This is a genomic window from Kitasatospora sp. NPDC058190 (assembly GCF_042883685.1).
GTDB lineage: Bacteria > Actinomycetota > Actinomycetes > Streptomycetales > Streptomycetaceae > Kitasatospora.
The window spans coordinates 39090-64627 of record NZ_JBHVVI010000010.1 but is presented as its reverse complement, the minus strand read 5'-3'; the positions used below and the strand labels follow the sequence as shown (position 1 = coordinate 64627).

The following is a 25538-nucleotide window of genomic DNA, read 5'->3' as shown; positions in this document are numbered from 1 at the left end:
ACCGAGGCCGAAACGCCGGGCCCGCCACCCGAAGGGAGCAGCATTCACTGTGGCATGGATCACGATCGAAAATCCGACCTGACGATCCGTCAATTCGAATGACACATCGTCACATCAGAGTGTCACGGCCTCAGTTGCTGGCTGATTGAACGTCAGACTCGGTCATTCCAGCCACAGTTGGGCCGAGTATCCGCTCCTGCCGGACCGGGAGGCCGGGGCTACCATCGGTCGGGTTGTCCGCTCCGGCCCCGGAGTGGGGTCACCCGGTCAGGCGGTGCTCCCACCGCCCCAGGGGCCGGGCATCGGTCGGAACGGGGCGAGGACGAGGAGCGCACGGGCTGCCATGACTGCTGAACCGATCCACCCGGAGCAGTACGCCGAGCCACCGCAGGCCGAGCCGCAGCACGCGCTGTTCCCCGGCCGCCCGGCCGCCGACCCGCGCACCCTGGTCGACGTCCTGGACGCCACCGTGCGCGCCCACCCCGACGAACCGGCCCTCGACGACGGTCGCACCGTGCTCAGCTACCGCGCTCTGGCCGCCGAGGTCGAGCAGCTGCGCCGGCGGCTGGCCGCCGCCGGCATCGGCCCGGGCGACCGGGTCGGCGTCCGAGTGCCGTCGGGCAGCAACGACCTGTACGTCTCGATCCTGGCCGTGCTCGCCGCCGGGGCCGCCTACGTCCCGGTGGACGCCGAGGACCCGGACGAGCGCGCCCAGCTGGTCTTCGGCGAGGCCCAGGTCGCCGCCGTCCTCGGCGCCGAGCGGGCCCTCACCATGACGGGCACCCGCGAACCCGTCGGCGGGCACCGCCCCACCCCGGCCGACGACGCCTGGATCATCTTCACCTCCGGCTCGACCGGCAAGCCCAAGGGCGTCGCCGTCACCCACCGCAACGCCGCCGCCTTCGTCGACGCCGAGGCCGCGCTCTTCCTCCAGGAGGAGCCGATCGGCCCCGGCGACCGGGTGATGGCCGGCCTGTCGGTCGCCTTCGACGCCTCGTGCGAGGAGATGTGGCTGGCCTGGCGGCACGGCGCCTGCCTGGTGCCCGTCCCCCGTTCCCAGGTGCGCAGCGGCGCCGACCTCGGCCCCTGGCTGGCCGAGCAGGAGATCACCGTGGTCTCCACCGTCCCCACCCTGGCCGCCCTGTGGCCGGCCGAGGCGCTCAACGAGGTCCGGCTGCTGATCTTCGGCGGCGAGGCCTGCCCGCCCGAGCTGATGCAGCGCCTGGTCACCGAGGGCCGCGAGGTGTGGAACACCTACGGCCCGACCGAGGCCACCGTGGTGGCCTGCGCCGCGCTGCTGACGGGCGAGGGGCCGGTCCGGATCGGCCTGCCGCTGGACGGCTGGGACCTCGCCGTGGTGGACGAGGCCGGTCGGCCGGTCGCCCCCGGCGGCACCGGGCAGCTGGTGATCGGCGGGGTGGGCCTGGCCCGCTACCTCGATCCGGAGAAGGACGCCGAGAAGTACGCGCCGCTGCCCTCGCTCGGCTGGGACCGGGCCTACCGCAGCGGCGACCTGGTCCAGGCCGATCCGGCCGGCCTGCTGTTCCTCGGCCGCACCGACGAGCAGATCAAGCTGGGCGGCCGCCGGATCGAGCTCGGCGAGGTCGACGCGGCCCTGCAGGCGCTGCCCGGCGTGGCCGGTGCGGCCGCAGCCGTGCGGACCGCGCGCGGCGGCAACCAGCTGCTGGTCGGCTACCTGGTGGTCCAGGACGGCTTCGACCGCGAGCAGGCCGTCGAACGGCTGCGCGCCGAACTGCCCGCCGCCCTGGTGCCGCTGCTCGCCCCCGTCGACACCCTGCCCACCCGCACCTCCGGCAAGGTGGATCGCAACGCGCTGCCCTGGCCGCTGCCCGAGCTGGAGGCCGCCGGGCCGACCGAGCAGCTGTACGGCACCGAGGCCTGGCTCGCCGAGCAGTGGGCCGAGATCCTCGGGGTGCAGGTCGGCAGTGCGCGCGACGACTTCTTCGCGATCGGCGGCGGCAGCCTGGCCGCAGCCCGGCTGACCACCCTGCTGCGCACCCGCTACCCGAGCGCCGCCGTGCTGGACATCTACCAACACCCGACGCTGCGCAAGCTCGCCCGGCACCTGGAGCGCACCGCCGCCGAGGGCGGCGAGGCCCGTACCGTCACCCTGGTGCCGACCCGGGCCAAGCTGCTGCAGCTGCTCCTGCTGATCCCGTTGTTCACCGTGGTCGGCCTGCGCTGGACGGTCGCCCTGCTGGCGGCCGGGAACCTGCTCTCCCACCTCGGCGACTACCCGTGGGCGCCGACCGCGTCCTGGTGGGCGGTCGGCGCGGGCGCGCTCGTGCTGCACAGCTCGCCGGGCCGGCTCGCGATCGGGGCCGGTGGCGCCCGGCTGCTCCTGCGCGGCCTGCGCCCCGGCAGCTACCCGCGCGGCGGCGCCGTGCACCTGCGGCTGTGGGCGGCCGAGCGGCTCGCCGAACTGAGCGGCGCGACCGAGCTGTCCGGTGCCTGGCTGGTCCCCTACGCCCGCGTGCTGGGCGCCAAGGTCGCCCGCGAGGTGGACCTGCACTCGCTGCCGCCGATCACCGGGATGCTCAAGCTGGGCAGGGGCTGCGCCGTGGAAGCCGAGGTCGACCTGTCCGGCTACTGGCTGGACGGCGACCGGCTGGAGGTCGGCCAGATCAAGGTCGGCGCCGACGCGGTGGTCGGCACCCGTTCGACGCTGCTGCCCGGTGCCCGGGTCGGCAAGCGCGCCCAGGTGCTGCCCGGCTCCAGCGTCACCGGCCAGGTGCCGACCGGACAGCGCTGGGGCGGCGCGCCCGCCGTCAAGCTGGGCCGGGCCGAGTGGTCCTGGCCCAAGGAGGCCCCGCTCCGCCGACCCGCCTTCGCCGCACTGTACGGCGCCGGCGACGCCCTGCTCGGCCTGCTCCCGCTGCTGCCCGCCGCGGCCGCCCTCGCCGTGCTCTCCCGCTTCGTCGACCGGGGCGCGGCCCTCGGCCCGGCACTCGGCGGCGCCCTGCTCGGTCTGCTGCCCGCCACCCTGGCGTACGGCGCGCTGTACGCGGCGCAGTTGGTGGTGCTGGTCCGGCTGCTGAGCATCGGCCTGGTGCCCGGGGTGCACCCGCTGCACGGCCGGGTCAGCTGGCAGGCCTGGACGGTCAGCCAGCTGATGGACCGGGCCCGCGAGGTGCTGTTCCCGCTGTACGCCGGGCTGGTCACCCCGCTGTGGTTGCGGGCGCTGGGGATGCGGGTCGGCCGGGGCGCCGAGGTGTCCACGGTGCTGGCGCTGCCCAGCCTGACCACCGTCGGGGACGGCGCGTTCCTGGCCGACGACACCCTGATCGCGCCGTACGAGCTGGGCGGCGGCTGGATGCGCCTGGGTGAGGCGAAGGTCGGCGAGCGGGCCTTCCTCGGTAACTCGGGGATGACCGCGCCGGGCCGCTCGGTGCCCAAGCGGGGCCTGGTCGGCGTGCTGTCGGCGACGCCGGAGAAGGCGAAGAAGGGCAGCTCGTACCTGGGCATGCCGCCGATGCGGCTGCCGCGCGCGGCGGACCAGGCGGACCAGAGCCTGACGTACGAGCCGCCGGCCCGGCTGCTGTGGGCGCGCGGGCTGGTCGAGGTGGGCCGGCTGGTGCCGGTGCTGGCCTCGGGGGCGCTGGGCCTGCTGACGGCGGCCGCGCTGTCCTGGCTGGCCGCCTCCTGGTCGCCGCTCGCCGCCGCCCTGCTCTCGGGCCCGGTGCTGCTGGCGGCGGGCGGCGTGGCCTGCCTGGTCGCGGTGGCGGCCAAGTGGCTGCTGGTCGGGCGGTTCCGGGCGGTGGAGCACCCGCTGTGGAGCGGCTTCGTGTGGCGCAACGAGCTCGCCGACACCTTCGTGGAGGTGCTGGCGGTGCCGTGGCTGGTCGGCGCGGTGCCGGGCACCCCGGTGCTGAACCTGTGGCTGCGGGCGCTCGGCGCCAAGGTCGGGCACGGCGTGTGGTGCGAGAGCTACTGGCTGCCGGAGGCGGACCTGGTCACCCTCGGGGACGGGGTCAGCGTGAACCGGGGCTGCGTGGTGCAGACGCACCTCTTCCACGACCGGATCATGCGGATGGATACTGTGGTCCTCCGCGAGGGCGCCACCCTGGGCCCGGGCGGGATCGTGCTGCCCGGCAGCACGGTGGGCGCGCGCAGCACGCTGGGCCCGGCCTCGCTGGTGATGCGCGCCGAGTCCGTCCCCGCGGACACGCGGTGGCTGGGCAACCCCATCGAGGCGTGGCAGACCACGCCTTGACCACCCCTCTGACCACCCCTCCGACCGCCCCTCTCGGCACGACCCCCCGTCCCGGCCCGCAGGAAGCTCCCGCCCCCGTGAAGCCCAAGCACGTCCCGCCGGCCACCGGCGGCCCGGACCCGTACTTCCCGAGCAGCGGCGACCACCGCTACCGGGCGCACCGCTACGAACTCGCGCTGGACTACCGGCCCGGACCCAACCGGCTGGCCGCCTCGGCCCGGCTGAGCGCGGTGGCGGACGCGGCGCTGGCCGAGTTCGCGCTCGACCTGGCCGAGTTCCGGATCGGGCGGGTGCTGGTCAACGGCAAGGCCGCCCGCTACACCCACCGCGGCGGCAAGCTGCGGATCCGCCCGGCGAAGGCGCTCGGGGCGGGCGCGGCCTTCATCGTCGAGGTGCACTACACCGGCAACCCGCGCCCGGTGCGCAGCCCGTGGGGCGGCCTGGGCTGGGAGGAGCTGACCGAGGGCGCGCTGGTGGCCAGCCAGCCGATCGGTGCGCCGTCCTGGTTCCCGTGCAACGACCGACCCGCGGACAAGGCGACGTACCAGCTGGCGGTCACCACGCCCTCCCCCTTCACCGTGGTGGCGAGCGGACGGCTGCTCACCCGGACCACCCGGGCCTCCAGCACCACCTGGGTCTACGAGCAGAGCGCGCCGACCTCGCCGTACCTGGTGACGGTGTCGATCGGGCACTACCTGCCGGTGCAGCTGGCCGCGCGCCCCGCCACCCCACGGCCCGGTTACGTGGCGCAGACCGGGTACGTGCCGCAGCCGCGGGCCGAGGCCTTCGCCCGGGACTTCGCCCGGCAGCCGGAGATGATGGCGTACTTCGCCGAGGTCTTCGGGCCGTACCCGTTCGGTGAGTACGCGGTGGTGGTGGCGGACGAGGAGCTGGACGTCCCGGTGGAGGCGCAGGGCGTGGCCACCTTCGGCACCAACCACCTCGGCGGCGGCTGGGAGCGCGAGCGGCTGATCGCGCACGAGCTGGCCCACCAGTGGTTCGGCAACAGCGTCTCGATCGCCGACTGGCGGCACATCTGGCTCAACGAGGGCTTCGCCAAGTACGCGGAGTGGCTCTGGTCCGAGCACGCCGGCGGCCCGGCCGCGGCCGTGCACGCCGCCGCCGCGCACCGACTGCTGGTCGGGCTGCCGCAGGACCTGCGGCTCGGCGACCCGGGCCGCAGGCTGATGTTCGACGACCGGCTGTACCAGCGCGGCGGCCTGGCGGTGCACGCGCTGCGGCGGGCGCTCGGCGAGGACGGGTTCTTCGCGATGCTGCGGGACTGGACGGGCATCAACCGGCACGGTGTGGTCGCCACCGCCGACCTGCTCGCGCACGCCTCCCGGTACACCACCGCGGCGCTCGGCCCGCTGTTCGAGGCCTGGCTGGAGCGGCCCGAGCTTCCGCCGCTGCCGGGCTAGGGGATTAATCGCGCGGGTCCGTGGTCCGGCTGGGCTACTGTCCGTCCATGTCGATGAGTTCAGACGATCAGATGACCGACCAGCTCGACGAGCTGCTGCCCACCACCCGCCGCGCCCTGCTGCACCGCATCGCGGTCGCCCAGGCCGAGGGCCGTACCCCCTCGCTGGTCGCCGGGGTGGTCCGGGACGGGCGGCTGGTGTGGAGCGGCGCCCGCAGCATGATCGACGGGCACGCGCCGACGCCGGACATCCAGTACCGGATCGGCTCGCTCACCAAGACCTTCGTCGCCGTGCTGGTGCTACGGCTGCGCGACGAGGGTCTGCTGGACCTCGGCGACCCGCTGGCCCGCCACCTGCCGGGCACCGCGGCCGACGGCGCGACCATCGCCCAGCTGCTCGCGCACGCCGGCGGACTGGCCGCCGAGACTCCCGAACCCTGGTGGGAGCGGACGGAGGGCTCGCTGCGGCCCGAGCTCGGCGACCTGCTGGAGCGGGAGAGCCCGCTCAAGCACCCCGCCGGGCGGCGCCACCACTACTCCAACCCCGGCTACGCGCTGCTCGGCGCCCTGGTGGAGAAGCTGCGCGGCGAGCCCTGGGGCGAGGTGCTGCGCCGCGAGGTGCTGGCGCCGCTCGGCATGGACCGCACCACGCTGCTGCCCGAGCACCCGCACGCCGGGGGCTTCGCCGTCCACCCGTGGGCCGACGTCATGCTGCCCGAACCGCTCACCGACACCGGCCTGATGGGCCCGGCCGGCCAGCTCTGGTCCACCGGCGCCGACCTGGCCCGCTGGGCGGCCTTCCTCGCCGCCGGCGACGACAAGGTGCTCAGCGCCGACACCCTCGCCGAGATGCGTCGGCCCGCCGTCGGTCCGGACGACGCCGCCTGGACCTCCGGCTACGGGCTCGGCCTGCAACTGCGGCGCCACGAGGGCCGGTTGCTGCACGGCCACTCCGGTTCGATGCCCGGCTTCACGGCCGGCCTGTGGGTCAGCGAGGACGACGGCCTGGCCGCCTTCGCCCTGGCCAACGCCACCAGCGGCGCCAACACCCCACTGCTGGCCGCCCAGTTGATCACCATCACCGCCGAACACGAGCCCCGGCTGCCCGAATCCTGGTGCCCGCTGCCCGAGGTGGACGAGGACCTGCTCGCCCTCACCGGCCCCTGGTACTGGGGCGCCGCGCCCAACGTCCTGCGGCTGCGGGCCGACCGCGTCCTGGAGCTCGCCGAACTCGCGGGCGGCCGCCGGGGCTCGCGCTTCCGACCCCAGTCGGACGGCACCTGGATCGGGCTGGACAACTACTACGCGGGCGAGACCCTTCGGGTGGTCCGGCGCGCCGACGGCACGGTCAGCCACCTGGACGTCGGCTCCTTCGTCTACACCCGCGAGCCGTACGGGCCGACCGAGGTCGTCCCGGGCGGCGTCGACCCGCAGGGCTGGCGGGCGATTTGATCCCGTCGGACTCGGCCGTGACGGCGGTGTGACGGCGGGGCCGTGACGGTGAGGATGTGACCGCGGGGCTGTGACGGCGGGGGCGCGCGATGCAGGTGCGCGCCCCCGTTGTCCACCCCGCGCGGACGACCGCCCGGTGCCCGGCAGATGACCGACGGGCCACGCGTGGCCCCATTCAACAGCTGCACATCTGCGATCCGCCGGGCCGCAACGTGAATGCCAACCGACTTGGAGAGACATACGGGGACCGGTTCGCGTCCATGCCCAACGCCTGCGGGCCGGGACGGTGCCCTGGCAATTCCACGGCACCGCCGATCGTGCTGCCCTGGAGGGTCCGCCATGACCACCGTCCCCACGTACACTCCGTCCGCAGTCACCCCCACCCACGACGCCCCGGCGGTCCCCTCGTCCCGCCACCAGCCGGCGCCGGCCGCCTACACCGTCGCCCTCGCCCGCGACGAGGACGACGTCCGCGCCGCCCAGCGACTGCGCCACCAGGTCTTCGCCGCCGAACTCGGCGCCGTCCTGCACAGCCCGGTCGCCGGTCTCGACGTCGACCCCTTCGACGAGTACTGCGACCACCTGCTGGTCCGCGAGGGCGAGACCGGCACCGTCGTCGGCACCTACCGGCTGCTGCGGCCCGAGGCCGCCCGGCGGGCCGGACGACTCTACTCCGACGGCGAGTTCGACCTGTCCGCGCTCGCGCCGGTGCGCCCCGGCCTGGTCGAGCTCGGCCGCTCCTGCATCCACCCCGATCACCGGGGCAACGGCGCGGTCATCAACCTGATGTGGGGCGGCATCGCCCGCTACCTCGCCGACACCGGCAACACCTGGGTCGGCGGCTGCTGCTCGATCGACCTGGAGGACGACGGCGCCACCGCGGCCCGGGTCTGGGACACCGTCAGCGCCAAGTACCTGGCCCCCGAGCAGTACCGGGTCACCCCGCACCGCCGCTGGGACGCCACCGGCGTGCCGCGCGCCGAGCGCGGCGCGCTGCCCGCCCTGCTCCGCGGCTACCTGCGGCTCGGCGCCTGGGTCTGCGGTGAGCCCGCGTACGACCCGGACTTCGGCTGCGCCGACCTGTACGTGCTGCTGTCGCTGGAGCGCACCGACCCCCGCTACCTGCGGCACTTCCTGTCCGGAACACCCTCCTCGGGCGCGTCGTCATGAGCGTCTGGCTACCGACCGCGCCCTGTCGGCCGGATACCTGCCTGGGCGAACGCGCGCCGGAGGTCTCCCACCTCCGGCGGACGCTGCGGCTGACCGCCTGCCTGACGGCGGTGCTGGCCGGGGTCGTGCTCTGCCTGCCGGTGCGGCTGCTGCCGTACGGCGCCCGGGACCGGCTGATCCGGCTCTGGGCGCGGGTGGTGCTGCGCTCCCTCGGGGTGACCGTCCACCTCGGGACGCCCGGAACGCCCGGGATTCCCGGAGCTCCCGTGCCGGGCGGGGCGGTCGGCGCCGGCGGGGCGCTGGTGGTGGCCAACCACGTGTCCTGGCTGGACATACCGTTGCTCGCGGCCGGACGGCCCGGGCGGTCGCTGGCCAAGACCGAGGTCCGGCAATGGCCGGTGCTCGGGCACCTGGTCGCCTGGGGCGGCACCGTGTTCCTGGACCGCGATCGGCTGCGGACCCTCCCGGACACCGTGGCGACGGTGGCCGAGGTGCTGCGCTCCGGGCACCCGATGATCGTCTTCCCGGAGGGGTCGACCTGGTGCGGGCGGGAGAGCGGACGGTTCCGGCCCGCGATGTTCCAGGCCGCGGTGGAGGCCGGTGCCTTCGTCCAACCGGTGACGATCCGCTACCGGCTGACGGACGGACGGCCGACCAGTGCGCCCGCCTTCGTCGGGGACGACGGGCTGCTCACCTCGCTCGCCCGGGTGGTCGCGGTGCGCGGGCTGGTCGCGGACGTCACCTTCCTGCCGCCGATCCCGCCGCCCGGGCCGCAGCCCACCCGGGCCGGGGCCCGGCGGGAGCTGGCCCGCGCGGCACAGGCGGCGGTGGAGGGCATCCACTGACGGGGCCCGCCGTGGAGGCGGGTTCGGAGAGGCTCCTCGAAGGCGTCTCATACGGGGGCCCTTGAAGGCGTCCCTCGGTCGCGTCCCGCCGAGGTTCCGTCACGGCGCGGCGGCCGGTGCTCACGTGGCGCGGGCGCCCGCCAGTTCCTCCGGCTGCGGTCGGCCGGAGCCGGACGGGACGACCGGCCGGGCTCGGCCGAGCAGGACCGCGACCAGAACGGCGGTCACGGCCAGCCCGCCCGCTCCGCTGAGCACGGCGAGGTGGATGCCGTCGATGAAGGCGCCGTCCACCGCTGCCCGGACCGGCCCGGGCAGCGCCGCCGCCGTGCCTCCGGGGCCGTGCGCCACGCCGGCCGGGGCGTCCGCGATCGAGCCGACGGCCTCGGGCGGGACACCGAGCCGGTGCAGGGCCGAGGTCAGCGAACCCGTCATCCGGTTGGTCAGAACGGCGCCGAGCACCGCGATGCCGAGCACGCCGCCCAGTTCGCGCAGGGTGTTGATGGTCGCCGAGGCCATCCCGGTCTGTGCCGGGGCGACCCGCTGCATCACCGCGATCGAGACCGGGGTGAAGGTCATGCCCATCCCGAGGCCCATCGCGAACAGCGTCCACAGGTAGGCCGGGTAGTGCGCGTGGTCGCCGTACAACGACAGCCCGCCGAGGCCCGCCGCGCACAGCGCGAGGCCGAGCACCAGCGGCAGCCGCGGACCGTACACCGCGGTCAGCCGTCCGGAGAGCGGTGCGGCGACCACCAGCATCGCGGTCATCGGGAGCCCCGCGTAGCCGGCGGCGGCCGGGGACCAGCCGAGCACGCCCTGCATCATCAGCGGCAGGAAGAACAGCGCCCCGAACATCCCGAAGCTGACCATGAACCCGCTGAGCAGCGCTCCACCGAGCGCCCCGTCGCGGAACAGGCGCAGCTCCAGCATCGGTTCGGCGATGTGCAGTTCGAGTACCAGGAAAGCCAGCAGCAGGAGGGCGGCTGCGGCGCCGCAGCCGAGCACCCGCGGGTCGGTCCAGCCCCGGGAGGGGCCCTCGATCAGCGCGTAGACCAGCAGGGCCAGGCCGGCCGCGGACAGTGCCAGGCCCATGAGGTCGATCCGGCGCGGGCGCTGGGCGATGTCCGGCAGGACGCGGGCGGCGAGCAGCAATCCGGCCACGCCGATCGGCACGTTGATCCAGAACACGCTGGCCCAGCCGAGGTGTTCGACCATCGGACCGCCGACGACCGGGCCGACGGACAGGCCGAGCGCGGAGACCCCGGACCAGGTGCCGATCGCCTTGGCGCGCTCGCGTTCATCGGTGAAGACGTGCCGCAGCAGGGCGAGGCTGCCGGGCGTGAGCAGCGCGGCTCCGACTCCCTGGAGCATCCGGGCGCCGACCAGCACGCCGATCGACCCGGCGAGCGCGGCAACGGCGGAGCCGGCCGTGAACAGGGCGAGGCCGAGGCGGAACACCCGGGTGCGGCCGTAGCGGTCGCCGAGCGCGCCGCCGGTCAGCACCAGGGCGGCGTAGACCAGGCTGTAACCCTCGGCGACCCACTGCAGGCCGCTGATGCCGGTGTCCAGGTCCTGCCCGATCCGGGGCAGGGCGTTGTTGACGATGACGTTGTCCAGCATGGACATGAACATGGTGACGCAGAGCGTGAACAGCGCGAGCCGCTTGCGGCGGGCACTCGACTCCTCCATGGGATCCCTCCCGATCTAAGGCCCCTAACAGTGTTAGGGGCTCGTCCGGCAACCACAGAGTGCCCCTAACGGTGTTAGATTGCAAGCGGGATTCCACGACACCGCTGGGAGGCATCCGCACAGCCATGCCGGAGAACCACGGCGCCACGCCGGAACACGACGCCGGGACGCCCGCCCTGACCAGGGAAGCCCTCGCCCAGGCGGCGCTTCGCGTACTGGAACGGGACGGCCTGGCCGGACTGTCCATGCGCAAGGTCGCCGCCGAGGTGGGCGTCAAGGCGGCCTCGCTGTACTGGCACGTCCGCAACAAGGAGGAACTGCTCGACCTGCTCAACGACGCGATCATGGCCTCGGCCGAGCCCCCGCCGCGCGAGGGCGACTGGCGGATGCAGATGCGCGGATACTGCTGGCGCCACCGACAGCTGCTGCACGACAACCGCGACGCCGCCAAGGTCGTCGCCGGCCGCCTCGCCCCGGGGCCGCACATGTTCGGACTGCTGGACGACCAGCTGGACCGCCTGCGCGAGGCCGGATTCTCCGACGCGCACGCCGCCCTGATCACCTATCTGCTGAGCTCCTTCGTCCAGGGCTTCGTCCTCCAGGAACAGTCACCGATGTCGGCCGCCGAGGCCGGCGGCGCCAGCCGCCTGGAGGTCGCCACCGAGGTCCGCGACCGCTTCCGCGCCCTGCCCGTCGAGGACTTCCCCAACCTCGTCGCCCTGGCCGGCGACCTCACCGAGCCGAGCCTCGACGCCCGCTTCGAGTTCTGCGTCGAGCGCATCCTCGACGGACTGGCGACCCTGCTGCCGCCGGAGCACCGGTGACCCGGCGGCCGGCGCCCGCCGGGCCTGCCGGGCCCACCTGGCCTGCCGGGCGACGACGGTTCCACCGTCAACTACGATGATCGCCAGGTAAAGGCCGGACAAAGGAGTGGTGGGGCGATGGTCGAGCGTCAGGCGGCGGAGAAGCCGGCCGCTCACCAGCCCGGGGACCCGACGCCGGTCCCGGGCGGACAGGTCGGCCCGGGCAGGTACATCGCCGAGGCGTCGACGGGCTGCCTCGGCGAGCTGCTGGCCGAGGTCGTCGGCGGGCTCGTGCTCCTCGTCCTCACCACCGCCTCCCTGGCGGGCGCCTATCTCCTCGCCCGCACCCTCCACCAGGCGAGTCCGGCAGGGGCGTACGGCCTGGCCGTGGTGGGGCTGCTCGGGCTGTCGCACGGCATCCGTCACTGGCGCCACCCCAAGGAACAGCGCAGCCGGGTCGGCCGCATCACCGCCGCCGTCACCGGCGCGCTGGGCTTCTGGCTGATCCTCTGCGTCGGATACGCCTCCTTCGACGCCGCCTTCGGGCTGAACATCGGACTCTGACCGGCCCGACGGCGGGTAGGCTCACCCGGCGCCCTGCCCACCGTCCACTGTCCACTGTCCACGGAGGAGTTACCGATGGCCGAGCCGTATTCCCACGACGAGCCGTACGCCCAGGGCCTGTTGGACGTCGGCGACGGGCAGCGGATCCACTGGAACACCTCCGGCAACCCGGCGGGAAAGCCGGCTGTGGTGGTGCACGGCGGGCCGGGCTCCGGCCACCATCCCGGCTCCCGGCGGTACTTCGACCCCGAGCGCTACCGCGTCGTCCAGTACGACCAGCGCGGCTGCGGGCGGAGCCTGCCGCACGCCGCCGACCCGTCAACCGGGCTGGAGCACAACACCACCGCACACCTGGTCGCCGACCTGGAGCGGCTGCGCGAGCACCTGGACATCGACAAGTGGCTTTTGTACGGCGGCTCGTGGGGCTCGACCCTGATACTCGCGTACGCGCAGGCCCACCCGGAGCGGGTCTCCGCGATCGTGATCTGCGGGGTGACCATGACCCGCCCCGAGGAGATGGACTGGCTCTACCGGGGCGTCGGCCGTTTCCTGCCGGGCCCCTGGGAGGAGTTCCACGCCTTCCCACCCGCCGTCGACCGGGACGGCGACGTGTTCGACCTGCTCACCGCCTACAGCCGGCTGCTCAACAGCCCGGAGGAGGACGTCCGCCGGGCCGCCGCCCAGGCCTGGGCCACCTGGGAGGACGCCGTCATCGCGCACGAGGTGCTGGGCAAGCCGAATGCCTACTCCGACCGCCCCTCCGACGCCCTGATGGCCTTCACCCGGATCACGGCGCACTACTTCTCGCACCAGGCCTTCCTGGCAGACGGCCAACTGCTGCGCGACGCCGGTCGGCTGGCCGGCATCCCGGGCGAGCTCATCCATGGACGGCTCGACCTCGGTGGACCGCTGCAAACCGCTTGGCAGCTGGCCAAGGCCTGGCCGGACGCCAACCTGACGGTAGTCGACGAAGCCGGACACACCGGCAGCCCGCGAATGGCGGAGGCAGTCCTCGCGGCCGTCGAGCGCTTCGCCTGAGAGCGGAACCCGCTCTCAGCAAGGCCGTCATGGAGCAAGCCAAGCCCGACTACCGCTGCGTCATGGTGACCGACGACTTCCACACCTTCCGAGCGGCGCTGATCGCCCGCAGGACCGGCGTCAACGGGCACGTGTTCGGCTCGCCCACCGCCCGGTACTACTGGCCGAGCGCGACCATCCGGGAGTTCGCGGCGGTGTTCCTCTCGCACAAGCTGATCAACTTCGGGATCTGCGGCCTCCTTGCGCTCTGCGGCGTGCTGGCGGCGCTCTGAGCGCCTCGGGTTTCGGGGGGCCTGGGTGTTCGGGCCTGGTTGTTCGGGTTCGGGTGTTCGGGCCCAGATGTTCAGGCCCGGGCGTAAGGCGTAAGGGGCTTGGGGTGTACGGGCCTCGGGGTCTCCGGGTCTCGACTGCTCCGCCTCGGGCTCTTTGGGCATGGTCTGTTCGGTTGGGCCCCGGTCGTCGCGGCGGTCGCCGCCACGGTCGGGGCCCGGCTGTTCAGCGGTGGGTTCGTCGGCCGGTCAGGCAGCCGGGCGGGGGGTGAGGATCGCGCAGGTGGTGGTGGCGTGGGCGTAGAGCTTGCCGTTCTCCGCGCCGACCAACCTGGCCTCCGCGGTCGCCATCGTCCGACCCAGGTGGAGCACCACGCCCTCGCAGCGCAGCAGCCCCGAGTCGGCGAACAACGGGCGCAGCATATGGACGTTCAACTGCGTGGTGGTGTAGCCGATCCCGGCCGGCAGCTTGCTCAACACGGCGCAGCCGAGCGCCGAGTCGAGCAGGGTGGCCAGGTACCCGCCGTGCACGGTGTTCATCGGGTTGAAGAGGTGGTCGCCCACCTCCCCTTCGAACACCGCCGTGCCCGGCTTCACCTCGACCAGATGAAAGCCCATGGTGCTGCAGATCGACGGCTCCGAGATCCGCCCGGCGATCCACTCCAACAGGATCTCCTCGCCGGTGAGGTGCGGGTACTCGGAGATCGGCGGACCAGCCGTCCAGGTGTGGGTGCGGGAGCGCGACTCCTGACCGCTCAGGGACTGCTGCTCGGTGGGGGCAGGCTGGTGATTCGTCATGAGACCAACCTGCCTTGTTCGAACCCCTGGCTCAAGTCCCGTCCGGTACACGCCCGTCGGCCTCACCGGTTCACTCATGCCTCATGCCGCCCCCTCCTTCGCGCGCAGCCCTGCGAACAGGTCGGTCTCGCCCCCGCCCGTTCCGGGTCCGGCTGTCCCGGGTCCACTCACGAAGCTCCGAGCCAGGTGGTAGTCCTCCGTCGGCCAGACCTCACGCTCGATGTCCCGGGGGTGGGCCATGAACGCGGCGCCGGGCTCGACCTGGGTGGCGTGTGCCAGCATCGCCGCGTCCCGTATGGCGAACTGCTCGGAGCAGGCGATTCGGGTGGTGGTCGCGAGGGCGGGCGGGGTGTCGGGCCAGCCGGCGAGCAGTTCGCCCATGGCCGAGTCGACTCCGCGCTCCGTCATGGCGTCGTGGAGCGTCTGGAACCAGGCCCGGGAGAGGGCCAGGTGGTAGTAGAGCTTGGCCGCCTGCCAGGGCTCGCCCGCCTCGGGGTAGCGCTTCGGGTCGGCGGCGGCCTCGAAGGCCTCGACGGTGACCTGGTGGGTCATCACATGGTCCGGGTGCGGGTACCCGCCGGTCTCGTCGTAGGTGATCACCACCTGCGGGCGGAACTCCCGGATCAGGGTGACCAGCGGGGCCGCGGCGACCTCCACCGGCTGGGCGGCGAAGCAGCCTTCCGGCAACGGCTCTTCGGGGCTTGGCATCCCGGAGTCGACGAAGCCGAGGAACTGCTGCCGCACGCCCAGGATCTCACGGGCCGCGGCCATCTCCTCACGCCGGATCCGGGCGAGGTTGTCCCGGACCTCGGGCCGGTCCATCGCCGGGTTGAGCACCGAACCGCGCTCGCCGCCGGTGCAGGTCGCGACCAGGACCTCCACGCCCTCGGCCGCGTACCGCGCGAGGGTGGCCGCGCCCTTGCTGGACTCGTCGTCGGGGTGGGCGTGCACGGTGAGCAGACGCAGGCCGCCAGGATGCTTGGTGAACATGAGGTACCTCCATGGTCGATACGAATGGATGGGGATCGGTCAGAGCCGATGGGAATCGGTGTGAGCCCGCCCGACTGATGGATGATCACTGACCGGCGGCCGGTCAGTCTGCGTTACGGGCCGCGCTCGGGTAGAGCAGGGCCGGTGCGATGGCGAGCGCGGACAGTGCCAGCACCCACCAGAAGGTCGCGCCGAAGGCCGCGCCCGGCTGGCCGGGGTGTCCGGCCTGCGCCTGCTGGAGGACCAGCGTCAACACCGCCGTGCCGAGCGCCCCACCGAGCCGGTTGAGCACGTTGACCGCACCGGCGGCCGCCGCCACCTGCGACTTCTCGACGATCCCGTACACCGCCGCCATGCCGGGGATCAGGACGATCCCCATGCCCGCCCCGCGCAGCGCCAGCGAGCCGACGAGCAGCCAGTCCGCCGGGCCGGAGCCCGTTCCCAGCTGGGTGAAGGCGAGGGTGCCGAGCAGCGAGCAGCCGATGCCGAGCAGGATCAGCCGGCGGGGCGCGAAGCGGTCGGCTATCCGCCCGGCCAGCAGCGAGGTGACCGCCGTACCGAGCGCCTGCGGCGCGAGTAGCAGCCCGGCCTCGACCGCCCCGGCGCGCTCCACCTGCTGGTAGTAGAGCGGGACCAGGAACATCGAGCTGTACAGCGCGGCGCCCTGAAGGAAGCTGTTCGCCGTCGCCACCGCGAAGCCACGCCGGACGAACAGCCGCAGGTCGATCAGCGGCGCCCGGGCCCCGTCACGCCCCGCCCGCAGCGCGTGCCGACCGTACGCCAGCAGCAGCACCGCACCCACCGCGACCGCCACCGGACCGACCGCGCCGCCCTCGCCTATCGTGGAGAGCCCGTAGACCAGCGCCGTCAGGCCTGGCGACAACAGCACCACACCCGTCACATCCAGTCGGGGTTTCGGGAGTTCCGACCGGCTCTCGGCCGGAAGCCACCGGGCCGCCAACAGCAGGGTGAGCAGCCCCACCGGCACGTTCAGCAGGAACATCCAGCGCCAGTCCAGGTACTCCAGCACCAGCCCGCCGAGGATCGGCCCCAGGACCGGGGCCAGGCTGATCGGGAGCAGCATGGTGCCCATCACCCGCGCGATCCGGGAGCGCCCGGCCGCCTGCACCATGAGCGTCTGCCCCAACGGCTGGATCATCGCGCCGCCGACGCCCTGGAGCACCCGAAAGGCGATCAGGCTGCCCGTCGACCAGGCCAGTCCGCACAGCGCGGATCCCAGCACGAACAGGACGACCGAACCGAGCCAGGCGCGCCGGGCGCCGAAGCGGCCGGCAGCCCACCCGGAGAGCGGCATGGTCAGCGATATCGCCAGCAGGTACCCGGTGGCCACCCACTGGACCGCGGCCATCGAGCTGTGCAGGTCGCGGGCGACGGACTCGATGCCGACGTTGACGATCGTGGTGTCCAGCAACGCCAGGATCGGGCCCAACGCGAGCACCGCGCCCATCTTCAGCAGACCGGGCGGCACCGGCTCCGGCCGCTGCGCCCGAGCCGCCCCGCGCCGACCCTTCACGGTGCTCTTCTCCGTGCCCGTCTCCGAGCCCTTCGTCGTGATCCGCGTGGTGACCGATGTGGTCATGAACCCTCCCCTGGGCCGCTTCTCCGTCGACCGCTCCGGCCGACGTGAAGAACTTAGGATGGACCCAGCGATTGGGTCAAGCATAATTTCTGTGACCGACCCAGCGAGCTGCGCTAGGCTCCTGCCATGACCGACACCGGGACCACGCCGAACCTGCGCGAGCTCAACAAGCGCCGCACCCGCGAGGCGATCTCACACGCCGCGACCAGGCTCTTCATCGAGCAGGGCTTCGACCGGACGACCATCGCCGAGGTCGCGGCCGCCGCGGGCGTCGCCAAGATGACCGTCACCAACCACTTCCCGCGCAAGGAGGACCTCTTCTTCGACCTGCACGAGGAACTCGTCGGCCGGCTCGCCCACGCCGTCGCCGAGCGCGCCCACGGCGAGTCCGCCCTCGCCGCGCTCCGTCGGAACTGCCTGACCGCGCTCGACCGGCACGACCCACGGCTCGGCTTCTCCGGCGAGGACTTCGCCCGCACCATCGCCGAGAGCCCGGCCCTGGGCGCCCGACTGCGCGAGCTGAACGAGCAGGCCGAGACAGCACTCGCCGAAGCGCTGGCCGAGGCCGTGCACGCGATACCCGTCGACTTCGAGAGCCGGGTCGCCGCCGCCCTGCTCGCCGCCGTCGACCGCGCGGTGTTCACCGAGGTGTTCCGCCGCACCCTGACCGGCGAGGAGCACACCGCGATCACCGCCGCGGTGAGCCCGTGGGCCGCCCGGGCCTTCGACCGACTGGAGGGTGCCCTTGGCAGCTACGCCGTCCGCGAGGGCCAGGCCGTTTGAACGCCGACCAGTAACCCGTCACGCAGGCCTCGACGCGACGGCGGAACACCCACACCAATACCGCCCTTGACGAAAGGTTGACCTGTTCACGGCAGAAGGTTGACGACCGCCGCCCCTATGGTCGGCCCATGCCCTCACAGCCCATCAGGCCCACCGCCCTGCCGGTCCTGCCCTACCGCAAGCCCACCCGCGGCCGGGACTTCTGGGTCCTGGACAACGTCCTGCCCGACCCGGACGCCGTCCGCGAGCGCGTCCTGGCCCGGGGCGACTGGACCGAGGGCTACCCGTACCGCCCGGAGACCTGGCCAGGCGTGCGCACCATGCCGGGCTTGGAGCCTGACGAGCTGGCGCGGGTCGAGGCGCTGGTCCGCAAGGCCACCGGTGCCTCCCGGCTGTGGGTGCAGAGCACTCCGGGCGGCGGCACGCTCAACCACAACTGCGTCCAGGTCGTCGGCGCCGGGGAGTCGGAGTCCCGCCCGCACACCGACTCCCGCGCCCTCTGCCGCTACGCCGCCGTGCTCTACCTCAGCCCGGGCGCACCCAAGGACGCAGGCACCAGCTTCTACCGCCAGCAGTTCCCCGGCGGCCGCCTCGGCGGGAACCTGGTCAACGCCCCGCACAACAACCTGGTCGAGGCGCTCGGCACCCGCCACGTGCCCGCCGACCACTTCACCGAGGACGTCCGCGTCCCCAACCGCTACAACCAACTGCTCCTCTACCACGCCAACCTGATCCACAGCGCGACGAACTACTACGGCAACGAGTTGGCGGACCGCCGCATGACGGCGGTGTTCTTCTGGATGGCCTGACCGATAGCCTCAACACGCCCTGAAGCACGGCCTGAAGCACGGCCCGAGTCATGACCCGAATGCCACACCCACCCGGGTTCAGGCCGCCCCTCCCCGGGGACGCTCGCCGCATGAACACCGACGCCGCGCCCCCGACCGAGACGGTCCGACCCGACTGGGCCGGGATCGACCAGCTGCCCACCCTCGACCTGCTCCACCTGATGAACGCCGAGGACCGTACCGTCCCCACCGCCGTCGCCGGGGAGTTGACGCGGATCGCCGCCGTGGTGGACGCCGTGGCTACCCGGATGGCCCGCGGCGGGCGGCTGGTCTACGCCGGGGCGGGGACGGCCGGGCGGCTCGGGGTGCTGGACGCCGCCGAGTGCCCGCCGACCTTCGGCACCGATCCAGCCCTGGTCGTCGGCCTGATCGCAGGCGGCCGGACGGCCGTGACGGAGGCCGCCGAGGGCGCCGAAGACCGTACCGAGCTCGCCGAGGCCGACGTCGCCGCGCTCGGCCTCACCCCGGCCGACACCGTGGTGGGCGTCTCCGCCTCGGGCCGTACGCCCTACCCACTGGCGGCAGTGCGTGTCGCACGGGCGGCCGGGGCCCTGACCGTTGGGCTGGCGTGCAACCGGGGCTCGGCGCTGGTGGCGGCCGCCGAGCTGGGGATCGAGGTGGAGGTCGGCCCCGAGGTGCTGGCCGGGTCCACCCGGCTGAAGGCGGGCACCGCACAGAAGCTGGTGCTCAACATGCTGTCCACGGCCGTGATGGTCCGTCTCGGCCGGACGTACGGAAATCTGATGGTCGACCTCCGGGCCACCAACGCCAAGCTCCGCGAGCGCGCCCGACGGATCGTCGCCGAGGCCACCGGCGCCGACCAGGACGCGGTCCACCGGGCCCTGACCGCGACGGACGGACGGACGAAGGACGCGATCCTGGTCCTGCTCGCGGACGTGGACGCGCCCACCGCCGCCCGACTGCTCACGGCCTCGGGCGGACGGCTGCGCGACGCCCTGAAGCCGGCCGGAGGCTAGCCCAGCTGCAGGTCGGCCGCCGCCACGACCTCGCCCAGCCGCGGGAAGTTCAGCTCCACCGAGGCCCGGTGCTCGGCCTCCGTCAGCCCGGTCATCGCATCCTCGACGAACACCAGCCGGTACCCGTGGTCGGCGGCCGCGCGGGCGCTCGACTCCACACCGAGGTTGGTGGCGATCCCGGTGAACACCAGCGTCTCCACGCCGCGCGCCTGCAGCAGCTCGTGCAGCCCGGTGCCCTGGAAGGCGCCGATCGTGCGCTTCACCACGACCTCGTCGGCCGCCGCCTCGACCTCGGCCAGCAGCTCGCTGCCGGGCGGCTGCTCGGCGACGCCCGGCCGCTCGACGCGCACCGCGACGACGGGGGCGCCGGCGGCACGGAAGGCCTTGGCGAGCTCCAGCGAGGACGCCACCACCTCCGAACCGGCGTGCGGCGCGAGCGGGTTGGCAACGATCCGGTCCATCAGGTCGATCAGGACCAGGGCGGTGCTGCGGGGATCAAGGGTGGCCATGGCACTCACGCTAGCCCATGCCCCTCGCCGGTCACACCCTCACCAGGACCCGCCCCCGCGCCCTCGACGGAACCCTTCCCCGCGTCCTCGGCCTCACGCGCGCCCTCGACGGAACCCGCCCCCGCGCCCTCGGCCTCACGCGCGATCTCGGCCCGGAACCCCTCGATCAGCACCCGCAGCCCGTACTCGAAGTCGGCGTCGTGGTCGGTCATCCGCAGCACGTCAACCGCCTCGCTCAGCAGCGGCAGCTCACGCAGCGCCTCGTCCGGGAAGGGCGGCCGGGCGCGCTCCGCAGCGTCCTGCCGCCAGGCCTGCTCCTCGGTGACCCAGCCCATGAGGTACCGGTCGACGGTCAGCAGCAGTCGCAACGCGGTGCGCGGACGCAGCCCGGCCCGGCACAGGGCGCTCAGCTGGGCCTCGACGGCCGGGAGTTCACCCTCGGTCGGCAGGGTGCCGGCGTGCACCCGGGCGCCGTCGCGGTAGGCGAGCAGGGCGCGGCGCTTGGCCCGGGCGTCGGCGGCGATCCACGCGGGCCAGTGCTCCGGATCCGGCTCACGGTCGGGCGGCAGCGCCTCGGCGAGCATCGCCTCCGCCATCAGGTCGAGCAGCTCCCGCTTGTTCTTGAAGTGCCAGTACAGCGCCGGTGACTGCACGCCGAGCTCCCGGGCGAGCCGCCGGGTGCTGAGCCCGTCGATGCCCTCCTCGTTGAGCACGCGCAGCGCGGTGCGCACCACCTCGTCGCGTTGCAGTGCCATCGCTCGGCCTCCCGGTTATCCGCTTGCGAGGCCACCTTATCGCCGCTAAATTCCAGGCCGGACTTTATCAGTGATAAGGACCGGGCGATGAGGACTGGCAACAGGGCCGGCCATCACGCTCAGTGGCAGAAGCACCCCCGAACGCAGCACGCAACGTGCACACCCAACCTGCAACGCGCCCAAGGAAGCCATCGCGAGAGCGACGGCCGCGAAGGGACCAACCCCCTCATGACCTCAGGAACGGACCGCCTCCGGTCCCGACTACTGCTGAACACCGCCCCCTGGCGCTCCTCCCGCGACTTCCGGCTGACCTGGGCCTCCGGCACGGTCACCCTGCTCGGCTCGGTCTTCACCATGACCGCGATCCCGCTGCAGATCGCCCACCTCACCGGTTCTCCGCTCGCGGTGGGCGCGGTCGGCGCGGTCGAACTCGCACCCACCGTCCTCCTCGGCCTCTACGGCGGCGTGCTCGCCGATCGCGCCGACCGCCGCACCGTCGCCCTGGTCACCGAAGTCGCGCTGGCCGCGCTCAGCGCCCTGCTGCTGGCCAACGCACTGCTCGGCACGCCCGCCGTCTGGCCGCTCTACCTCGCCGCCGGGCTGGCGGCGGCGATCCAGGGCCTGCAACAGCCCTCGGTCGAGGCGATGATCCCCCGGCTGGTGCCGCACGACCAGTTGGTGGCGGCGGGGGCGCTGCTCTCGCTGCGCTGGAGCATCGGCGGAGTGGCCGGGCCGGCCGCCGCCGGGTTGCTGATCGCGACCGCCGGCCTCCCGGCGGCGTACCTGGTCGACCTCGCCACCTTCCTGCTGTCGATCGCCCTGCTCGCGCGGGTCCGGCCGATCCCCTCGGAGCGCGACGCCGAGCCGCCCCGGCTGCGCGAGTTCGCCGAGGGAGCTCGGTACGCGACCCGGCGGCCCGACCTGATCGGCACCTACCTGACCGACCTCGCGGCCACCGTCTTCGCCCTGCCCACCGCGCTGTTCCCGTTCCTCGCCGAGGAGTTGGACGCGGCCTGGGCGCTCGGCCTGCTCTACTCGGCTTCCGCCGCCGGCAGCCTGATCGCGGCCGCCACCGGCGGCTGGACCGAGCGGGTGCACCGGCACGGACGGTTGGTCCTGCTCTCCACCGCCCTGGTCGGCGCGGCCACCGCCACGGCCGCCGTTGCCCCGGGCCTGTGGGCCGTGGTGCTCTGCCTGATCGTCGCGGGCGGCGCCCACTGGATCGGCGACACCTTCCGCAGCGCCATCTGGAACCAGTCCATTCCGGACGAACTCCGAGGCCGCGCCGCCGGCCTGGAGATGCTGATCGGCTCCGCCGGGCCCGCCCTCGGCGACCTACGGGCCGGCGGCCTCGCCGCCCGCCAGGGCATCCGGGCCGCGCTGGGCACCGGCGGCCTGCTCTGTCTGGGCAGCAGCACCGTCCTGTCGGCCGCGCTCCCCGCGCTCTGGCGCTACGACCAACGCGACCACCGACGCGAACACCGACGCGAACACCGGCACGAACACCAGCTTGAGCACGAACGCCAGCTCGAGCACCCGCATCACCCCGAACACCCACATCGCCCACACCAGCACGAGCACGAGCACCCGCAGCACCAGGCCCCGGAGCCCACCCCGTAAACCGCCGCTCAACCCACGACGGGCACCGCCGCATGCCGGGCGATCAACTCACCGGGCCGGCACGGATCGCCGACGCCACGCTTGGGCAGCACGGTCAACGTGTCCGTCTGTTCGTTCCCCCGAGCAGCACGAAGTGTCCGGGCGCGCCCACCCGCACGCCCGTCACTTGACGTGAATACGCCGCTCCGCGCGGACCATCGTTGACCACCCACCCCACCCGGCGGTTGGCTCACCCCGAGCCGACCGCCGGGAAGTTCGACGCAACCAGCCCTCGACGCCACCAGCCCTGGACGCCACCGGGCGTCACCGTCGACCCGGCCGGTCGTTCCCAGGGGAGGGACCCGATGACCCGCACACGCACCACCGCCCGCCCGTCCCGGCGCCTGCTGCGCGCCGCCTGCGCACTCGGTGCAGCCGCCGCGCTCGCGCTCACCACCACGCAGGCGTCCCAGGCAGACCCCCGCCGGAAGTCCGGCATCGAGCGGGTGTCCGTCGGCCTCGGCCAGGCACAGCCCGACGGCGCCTCGCACGCCGCCGGGCTGAGCGCCGACGGCCGCTACACCGTCTTCACCTCGAACGCCGCCAACCTGGTGCCCGGCGACACCAACGGCAAGTCCGACGTCTTCGTCCGCGATCTGCGGACCGGCGACACCGAGCGGGTCAACACCGGCCCGGACGGCGCGCAGGCCAACGGTGGCTCCTTCGAGGCCACCATCAGCGGCAACGGCCGGTACGTCGCCTTCAGCTCCGACGCCACCAACCTGACGCCCGGCGCCGACCTCGGCGCCCAGGACGTCTACGTCCACGACCGCTGGACCGGCGAGACCACCCTCGTATCCGTCGGCGAGGAGCCGGGCAAGCCGCAACCGAACCAGTTCTCCGGGCACCCGTCGCTCAGCTGGGACGGCCGCTACATCGCCTTCCAGTCCAACCGCACCGACCTGGCCCCCGGGACGGTCACCTGGTTCGGCGCCAACATCTACGTCCACGACCTGTGGACCGGCGAGAACCGCCTGGTCAGCATCGGTGCGGACGGCAAGGAGGCGAACGGTTCCTCCGCCGCCCCCGTGATCAGCGCCGACGGCGGCAGCGTCGCCTTCATCTCCAAGGCGACCAACATCACCAGCCGGAACAAGCCCGACTCCCTCTCCCCCGATGCGGCCGCCGGGCTCGCCGCCGAGTCCGGCCAGGAGCCCGACGAGCAGTTCGTCCGCGACTCCTTCCGGACCGACAACCGGCCCCGGATCCTCAAGCCGCACCGCTACCCGTTGTACGTCCGCGACCTGCGCGCCGCGCAGACCACCATGGCCAGCGCGGACGAGAAGGGCGGCTGGCGCGGAGCGGACTACCCCTCGCTCAGCCCGGACGGCCGGTACGCGGTCTACTCGACCTGGGTCCAGCACGGCGACAACTGGTGGGAGCGGCACTTCGAGGTGTACGTCCGCGACCTGGAGGAGGGCACCGAGACCCAGGTCAGCGTCGGCCTGCCCGGGACGAAGACCACCGGCGACTCCCTCAACGGGCAGATGACCGCCGACGGCCGCTGGGTGTACTTCGACTCCACGGCCGCGAACCTGGTGCCCGGCGACACCAACGGCGTCGGCGACGTCTTCCGGCGCGACCTGTGGAGCGGCCGCACCGAACGGGTCAGCGTGGCGAACGACGGCTCGCAGACCACCGGCGCCTCGTACGGACCGTACGTCGACGCCCATGGCGCCACGGTGGTGTTCACCTCGGACGACGGCACCCTCGTTCCGGGCGACACCAACAAGGCGCCGGACGTGTTCGCACGCCACCTGCCGAAGCACTGACACCCGCCCCAGCACCCACGCCCCGCCGCGACACCGGCGCCCCGACCCAGCGCCAGCACCGACCCCTGCCCCGGCCCTGGCGTCGAACACGATGCCAGGGCCGCCCCTGACCCGCTAACCGAAATCGGGCAACAGGTATCCCAACTGCGAGATCACCGACCAGAGTTGATCCGCTACCTTCGCCGCCGCGGCGACCGCCCCGACGAACGCCTCGGGTGCGGCCGCCGCCGCGACCAACCCGCCCTTGGCCACCGCCGCCAGCCCCGCGACCACGCCGGCGCCCACCGCCGCCCACACCCCCAGGGCCAGCAGCCCGACCGCGCCCAGCCCGGCCAGGAACAGCTCGCCCTCGGGGGTGAACAGCCGCCGGTCGCGCTCGATCACCACCGCCAACTCCGGTACCAGCGTGGGCCCGAGCGCCCGGGAGCGTTGCCGGGCCCGGATCAGGTTGAGCATCGCCTCGCGGATCCTGTCGGGCAGTTGCACCGCCCGCAGCGGCACCCGGTGGATGTGGTACAGCACCAGCCCGTCGTAGCCGGGCCGCCCGTTCGCGGGCCTCGGGTACTCGCGGAACTCGGCCCGGTTGGTGGGCCAGTAGCAGATCCAGTCGACGTAGGTCTCCCCGTTCTGTTCGATGACGTTGACCGGCATCGGCAGGATCATCGGCCCGGCCCCGAGCCGCCAGTCGGTGCCGGTGGCCACCACCGTGAACGGCAGCTGCTTGACGGCGGTGCGCTGCATGGCGAGCAGCCGGTTCTCGATCACCCGGCCGCACGGGTCCCGCAACACCGAGATCTTCCCCTGGAGTTCGCGGTAGGTGTCCAGGGCGCCCTGCTCGGTGCCGACCTCCAGGGCCTCCATCCGCAGCTCCGGGACGTGGTTCTGGATCCCGAGCATGTCCGGTTTGAGCGCTCCGCCCGGGGTGAGTTCACGGACGGCCTTGATCAGCTTGACCGCCGGGGTGCTGCGGTCCTTGAGCATCCGTTTGATCGCCTCGACCTTCGCGGTCGGGAAGACGTTGCGCAGGTCCTCCGACAGCACCTGGAGCACCATCCGCAGCACCGGGTCCTGCGGCTGCGGGGTAAGCCGCCCGTAGGGCAGCGCGTCCTCGGGGTCCAGCCGGTCCCGGCGGGGGCTGCCCCACCACTCGGAGATCCGGTCGAGCTGGAAGGTCACCCAGGTCGCGCCGGGGCGGGCGTCGAAGTCCGCCCCGAAGTGGTGGCGCACCCACAGCTCGGCGGCCAGGTACTCGAAGACCGTCGGCGGTTCGTCCCGCGCCTTGCCCAGCAGCAGGCAGGTGTCCTCATCCTTCAAGAAGCTCATGCGCCCGCCCCTCCCCCAGCCTCCGGCCGGGGGTACCCCCACC

At 73.3% G+C, this 25538-nt stretch carries 21 protein-coding genes; 14 read left to right on the top strand and 7 right to left on the bottom strand.

Annotated features, from left to right (window positions below):
* Nucleotides 1-343: 343 nt before the first annotated feature.
* The 5 genes from ACFVWU_RS07015 to ACFVWU_RS06995 all read left to right on the top strand — a co-directional run bounded on the left by ACFVWU_RS07015 (nucleotide 344) and on the right by ACFVWU_RS06995 (nucleotide 9121).
* A complete protein-coding gene (locus ACFVWU_RS07015) occupies nucleotides 344-4234 on the top strand; it encodes a Pls/PosA family non-ribosomal peptide synthetase (RefSeq protein WP_387616619.1) in 3891 nt (1296 codons plus the stop codon).
* A 77-nt stretch (nucleotides 4235-4311) separates the two neighbouring features.
* On the top strand, nucleotides 4312-5655 hold the full coding sequence (locus ACFVWU_RS07010; protein ID WP_387616617.1) for a M1 family metallopeptidase: 1344 nt from the start codon (nucleotides 4312-4314) through the stop codon (nucleotides 5653-5655).
* A 71-nt stretch (nucleotides 5656-5726) separates the two neighbouring features.
* The gene (locus ACFVWU_RS07005) at nucleotides 5727-7106 is read left to right on the top strand and encodes a serine hydrolase domain-containing protein (RefSeq protein ID WP_387616708.1); all 1380 of its coding nucleotides are present in this window, start codon (nucleotides 5727-5729) and stop codon (nucleotides 7104-7106) included.
* A gap of 339 nt (nucleotides 7107-7445) precedes the next feature.
* Entirely contained in the window at nucleotides 7446-8276 is an 831-nt protein-coding gene (locus tag ACFVWU_RS07000; protein WP_387616615.1) for a GNAT family N-acetyltransferase, read from the top strand.
* Nucleotides 8273-9121: a lysophospholipid acyltransferase family protein gene (locus tag ACFVWU_RS06995; protein ID WP_387616613.1), complete on the top strand. Its 849-nt coding sequence runs from the start codon at nucleotides 8273-8275 to the stop codon at nucleotides 9119-9121. Before ACFVWU_RS07000 ends, ACFVWU_RS06995 begins: the two co-directional genes overlap by 4 nt.
* A 120-nt stretch (nucleotides 9122-9241) precedes the next feature.
* On the opposite strand, the gene ACFVWU_RS06990 is transcribed toward ACFVWU_RS06995, so the two are convergent.
* Complete coding sequence (locus tag ACFVWU_RS06990) at nucleotides 9242-10807, bottom strand: MFS transporter (protein ID WP_387616611.1); 1566 nt, start codon at nucleotides 10805-10807, stop codon at nucleotides 9242-9244.
* Nucleotides 10808-10932: 125 nt separating this feature from the next.
* On the opposite strand from ACFVWU_RS06990, the gene ACFVWU_RS06985 reads away from it, so the two are divergent.
* The 4 genes from ACFVWU_RS06985 (at nucleotide 10933) to ACFVWU_RS06970 (ending at nucleotide 13484) form a co-directional block, all read left to right on the top strand.
* Complete coding sequence (locus tag ACFVWU_RS06985) at nucleotides 10933-11631, top strand: TetR/AcrR family transcriptional regulator (protein WP_387616609.1); 699 nt, start codon at nucleotides 10933-10935, stop codon at nucleotides 11629-11631.
* Between the two features lie 117 nt (nucleotides 11632-11748).
* Nucleotides 11749-12174: a hypothetical protein gene (locus ACFVWU_RS06980; RefSeq protein ID WP_387616607.1), complete on the top strand. Its 426-nt coding sequence runs from the start codon at nucleotides 11749-11751 to the stop codon at nucleotides 12172-12174.
* 75 nt (nucleotides 12175-12249) lie between these two features.
* On the top strand, nucleotides 12250-13212 hold the full coding sequence (pip, locus tag ACFVWU_RS06975) for a prolyl aminopeptidase (protein ID WP_387616605.1): 963 nt from the start codon (nucleotides 12250-12252) through the stop codon (nucleotides 13210-13212).
* Nucleotides 13213-13241: 29 nt separating this feature from the next.
* On the top strand, nucleotides 13242-13484 hold the full coding sequence (locus ACFVWU_RS06970; protein WP_387616603.1) for a hypothetical protein: 243 nt from the start codon (nucleotides 13242-13244) through the stop codon (nucleotides 13482-13484).
* Nucleotides 13485-13730: 246 nt separating this feature from the next.
* Here the strand turns inward: ACFVWU_RS06970 and ACFVWU_RS06965 are convergent, their stop codons facing one another.
* The 3 genes from ACFVWU_RS06965 to ACFVWU_RS06955 form a co-directional block, all read right to left on the bottom strand.
* Nucleotides 13731-14279 (bottom strand): PaaI family thioesterase, encoded by a 549-nt coding sequence (locus ACFVWU_RS06965; protein ID WP_387616601.1) that lies wholly within the window; start codon nucleotides 14277-14279, stop codon nucleotides 13731-13733.
* 81 nt (nucleotides 14280-14360) lie between these two features.
* The gene (mca, locus tag ACFVWU_RS06960; protein WP_387616599.1) at nucleotides 14361-15269 is read right to left on the bottom strand and encodes a mycothiol conjugate amidase Mca; all 909 of its coding nucleotides are present in this window, start codon (nucleotides 15267-15269) and stop codon (nucleotides 14361-14363) included.
* A gap of 103 nt (nucleotides 15270-15372) precedes the next feature.
* A complete protein-coding gene (locus ACFVWU_RS06955; RefSeq protein WP_387616597.1) occupies nucleotides 15373-16869 on the bottom strand; it encodes an MDR family MFS transporter in 1497 nt (498 codons plus the stop codon).
* Nucleotides 16870-16995: 126 nt separating this feature from the next.
* Here ACFVWU_RS06955 and ACFVWU_RS06950 point away from each other — a divergent pair, with 126 nt between their 5' ends.
* The 3 genes from ACFVWU_RS06950 to murQ all read left to right on the top strand — a co-directional run bounded on the left by ACFVWU_RS06950 (nucleotide 16996) and on the right by murQ (nucleotide 19477).
* A complete protein-coding gene (locus tag ACFVWU_RS06950) occupies nucleotides 16996-17652 on the top strand; it encodes a TetR/AcrR family transcriptional regulator (RefSeq protein WP_387616595.1) in 657 nt (218 codons plus the stop codon).
* A gap of 128 nt (nucleotides 17653-17780) precedes the next feature.
* Nucleotides 17781-18461: a DUF6445 family protein gene (locus ACFVWU_RS06945; RefSeq protein ID WP_387616593.1), complete on the top strand. Its 681-nt coding sequence runs from the start codon at nucleotides 17781-17783 to the stop codon at nucleotides 18459-18461.
* Nucleotides 18462-18571: 110 nt separating this feature from the next.
* On the top strand, nucleotides 18572-19477 hold the full coding sequence (murQ, locus tag ACFVWU_RS06940; RefSeq protein WP_387616591.1) for an N-acetylmuramic acid 6-phosphate etherase: 906 nt from the start codon (nucleotides 18572-18574) through the stop codon (nucleotides 19475-19477).
* Here the strand turns inward: murQ and ACFVWU_RS06935 are convergent.
* Together ACFVWU_RS06935 and ACFVWU_RS06930 are read right to left on the bottom strand one after the other, a co-directional pair.
* Entirely contained in the window at nucleotides 19474-19986 is a 513-nt protein-coding gene (locus ACFVWU_RS06935; RefSeq protein WP_387616589.1) for an isochorismatase family protein, read from the bottom strand. The two genes, murQ and ACFVWU_RS06935, sit on opposite strands and share 4 nt — an antisense overlap.
* 5 nt (nucleotides 19987-19991) lie before the next feature.
* Nucleotides 19992-20741 (bottom strand): TetR/AcrR family transcriptional regulator C-terminal domain-containing protein, encoded by a 750-nt coding sequence (locus ACFVWU_RS06930; RefSeq protein ID WP_387616587.1) that lies wholly within the window; start codon nucleotides 20739-20741, stop codon nucleotides 19992-19994.
* Between the two features lie 228 nt (nucleotides 20742-20969).
* Here ACFVWU_RS06930 and ACFVWU_RS06925 point away from each other — a divergent pair, with 228 nt between their 5' ends.
* Entirely contained in the window at nucleotides 20970-22361 is a 1392-nt protein-coding gene (locus ACFVWU_RS06925; protein WP_387616585.1) for an MFS transporter, read from the top strand.
* Nucleotides 22362-22705: 344 nt separating this feature from the next.
* Complete coding sequence (locus ACFVWU_RS06920) at nucleotides 22706-24172, top strand: TolB family protein (RefSeq protein ID WP_387616583.1); 1467 nt, start codon at nucleotides 22706-22708, stop codon at nucleotides 24170-24172.
* 114 nt (nucleotides 24173-24286) lie between these two features.
* Here ACFVWU_RS06920 and ACFVWU_RS06915 read toward each other — a convergent pair whose 3' ends face one another.
* The gene (locus ACFVWU_RS06915; protein WP_387616581.1) at nucleotides 24287-25495 is read right to left on the bottom strand and encodes a hypothetical protein; all 1209 of its coding nucleotides are present in this window, start codon (nucleotides 25493-25495) and stop codon (nucleotides 24287-24289) included.
* Nucleotides 25496-25538 lie beyond the last annotated feature (43 nt).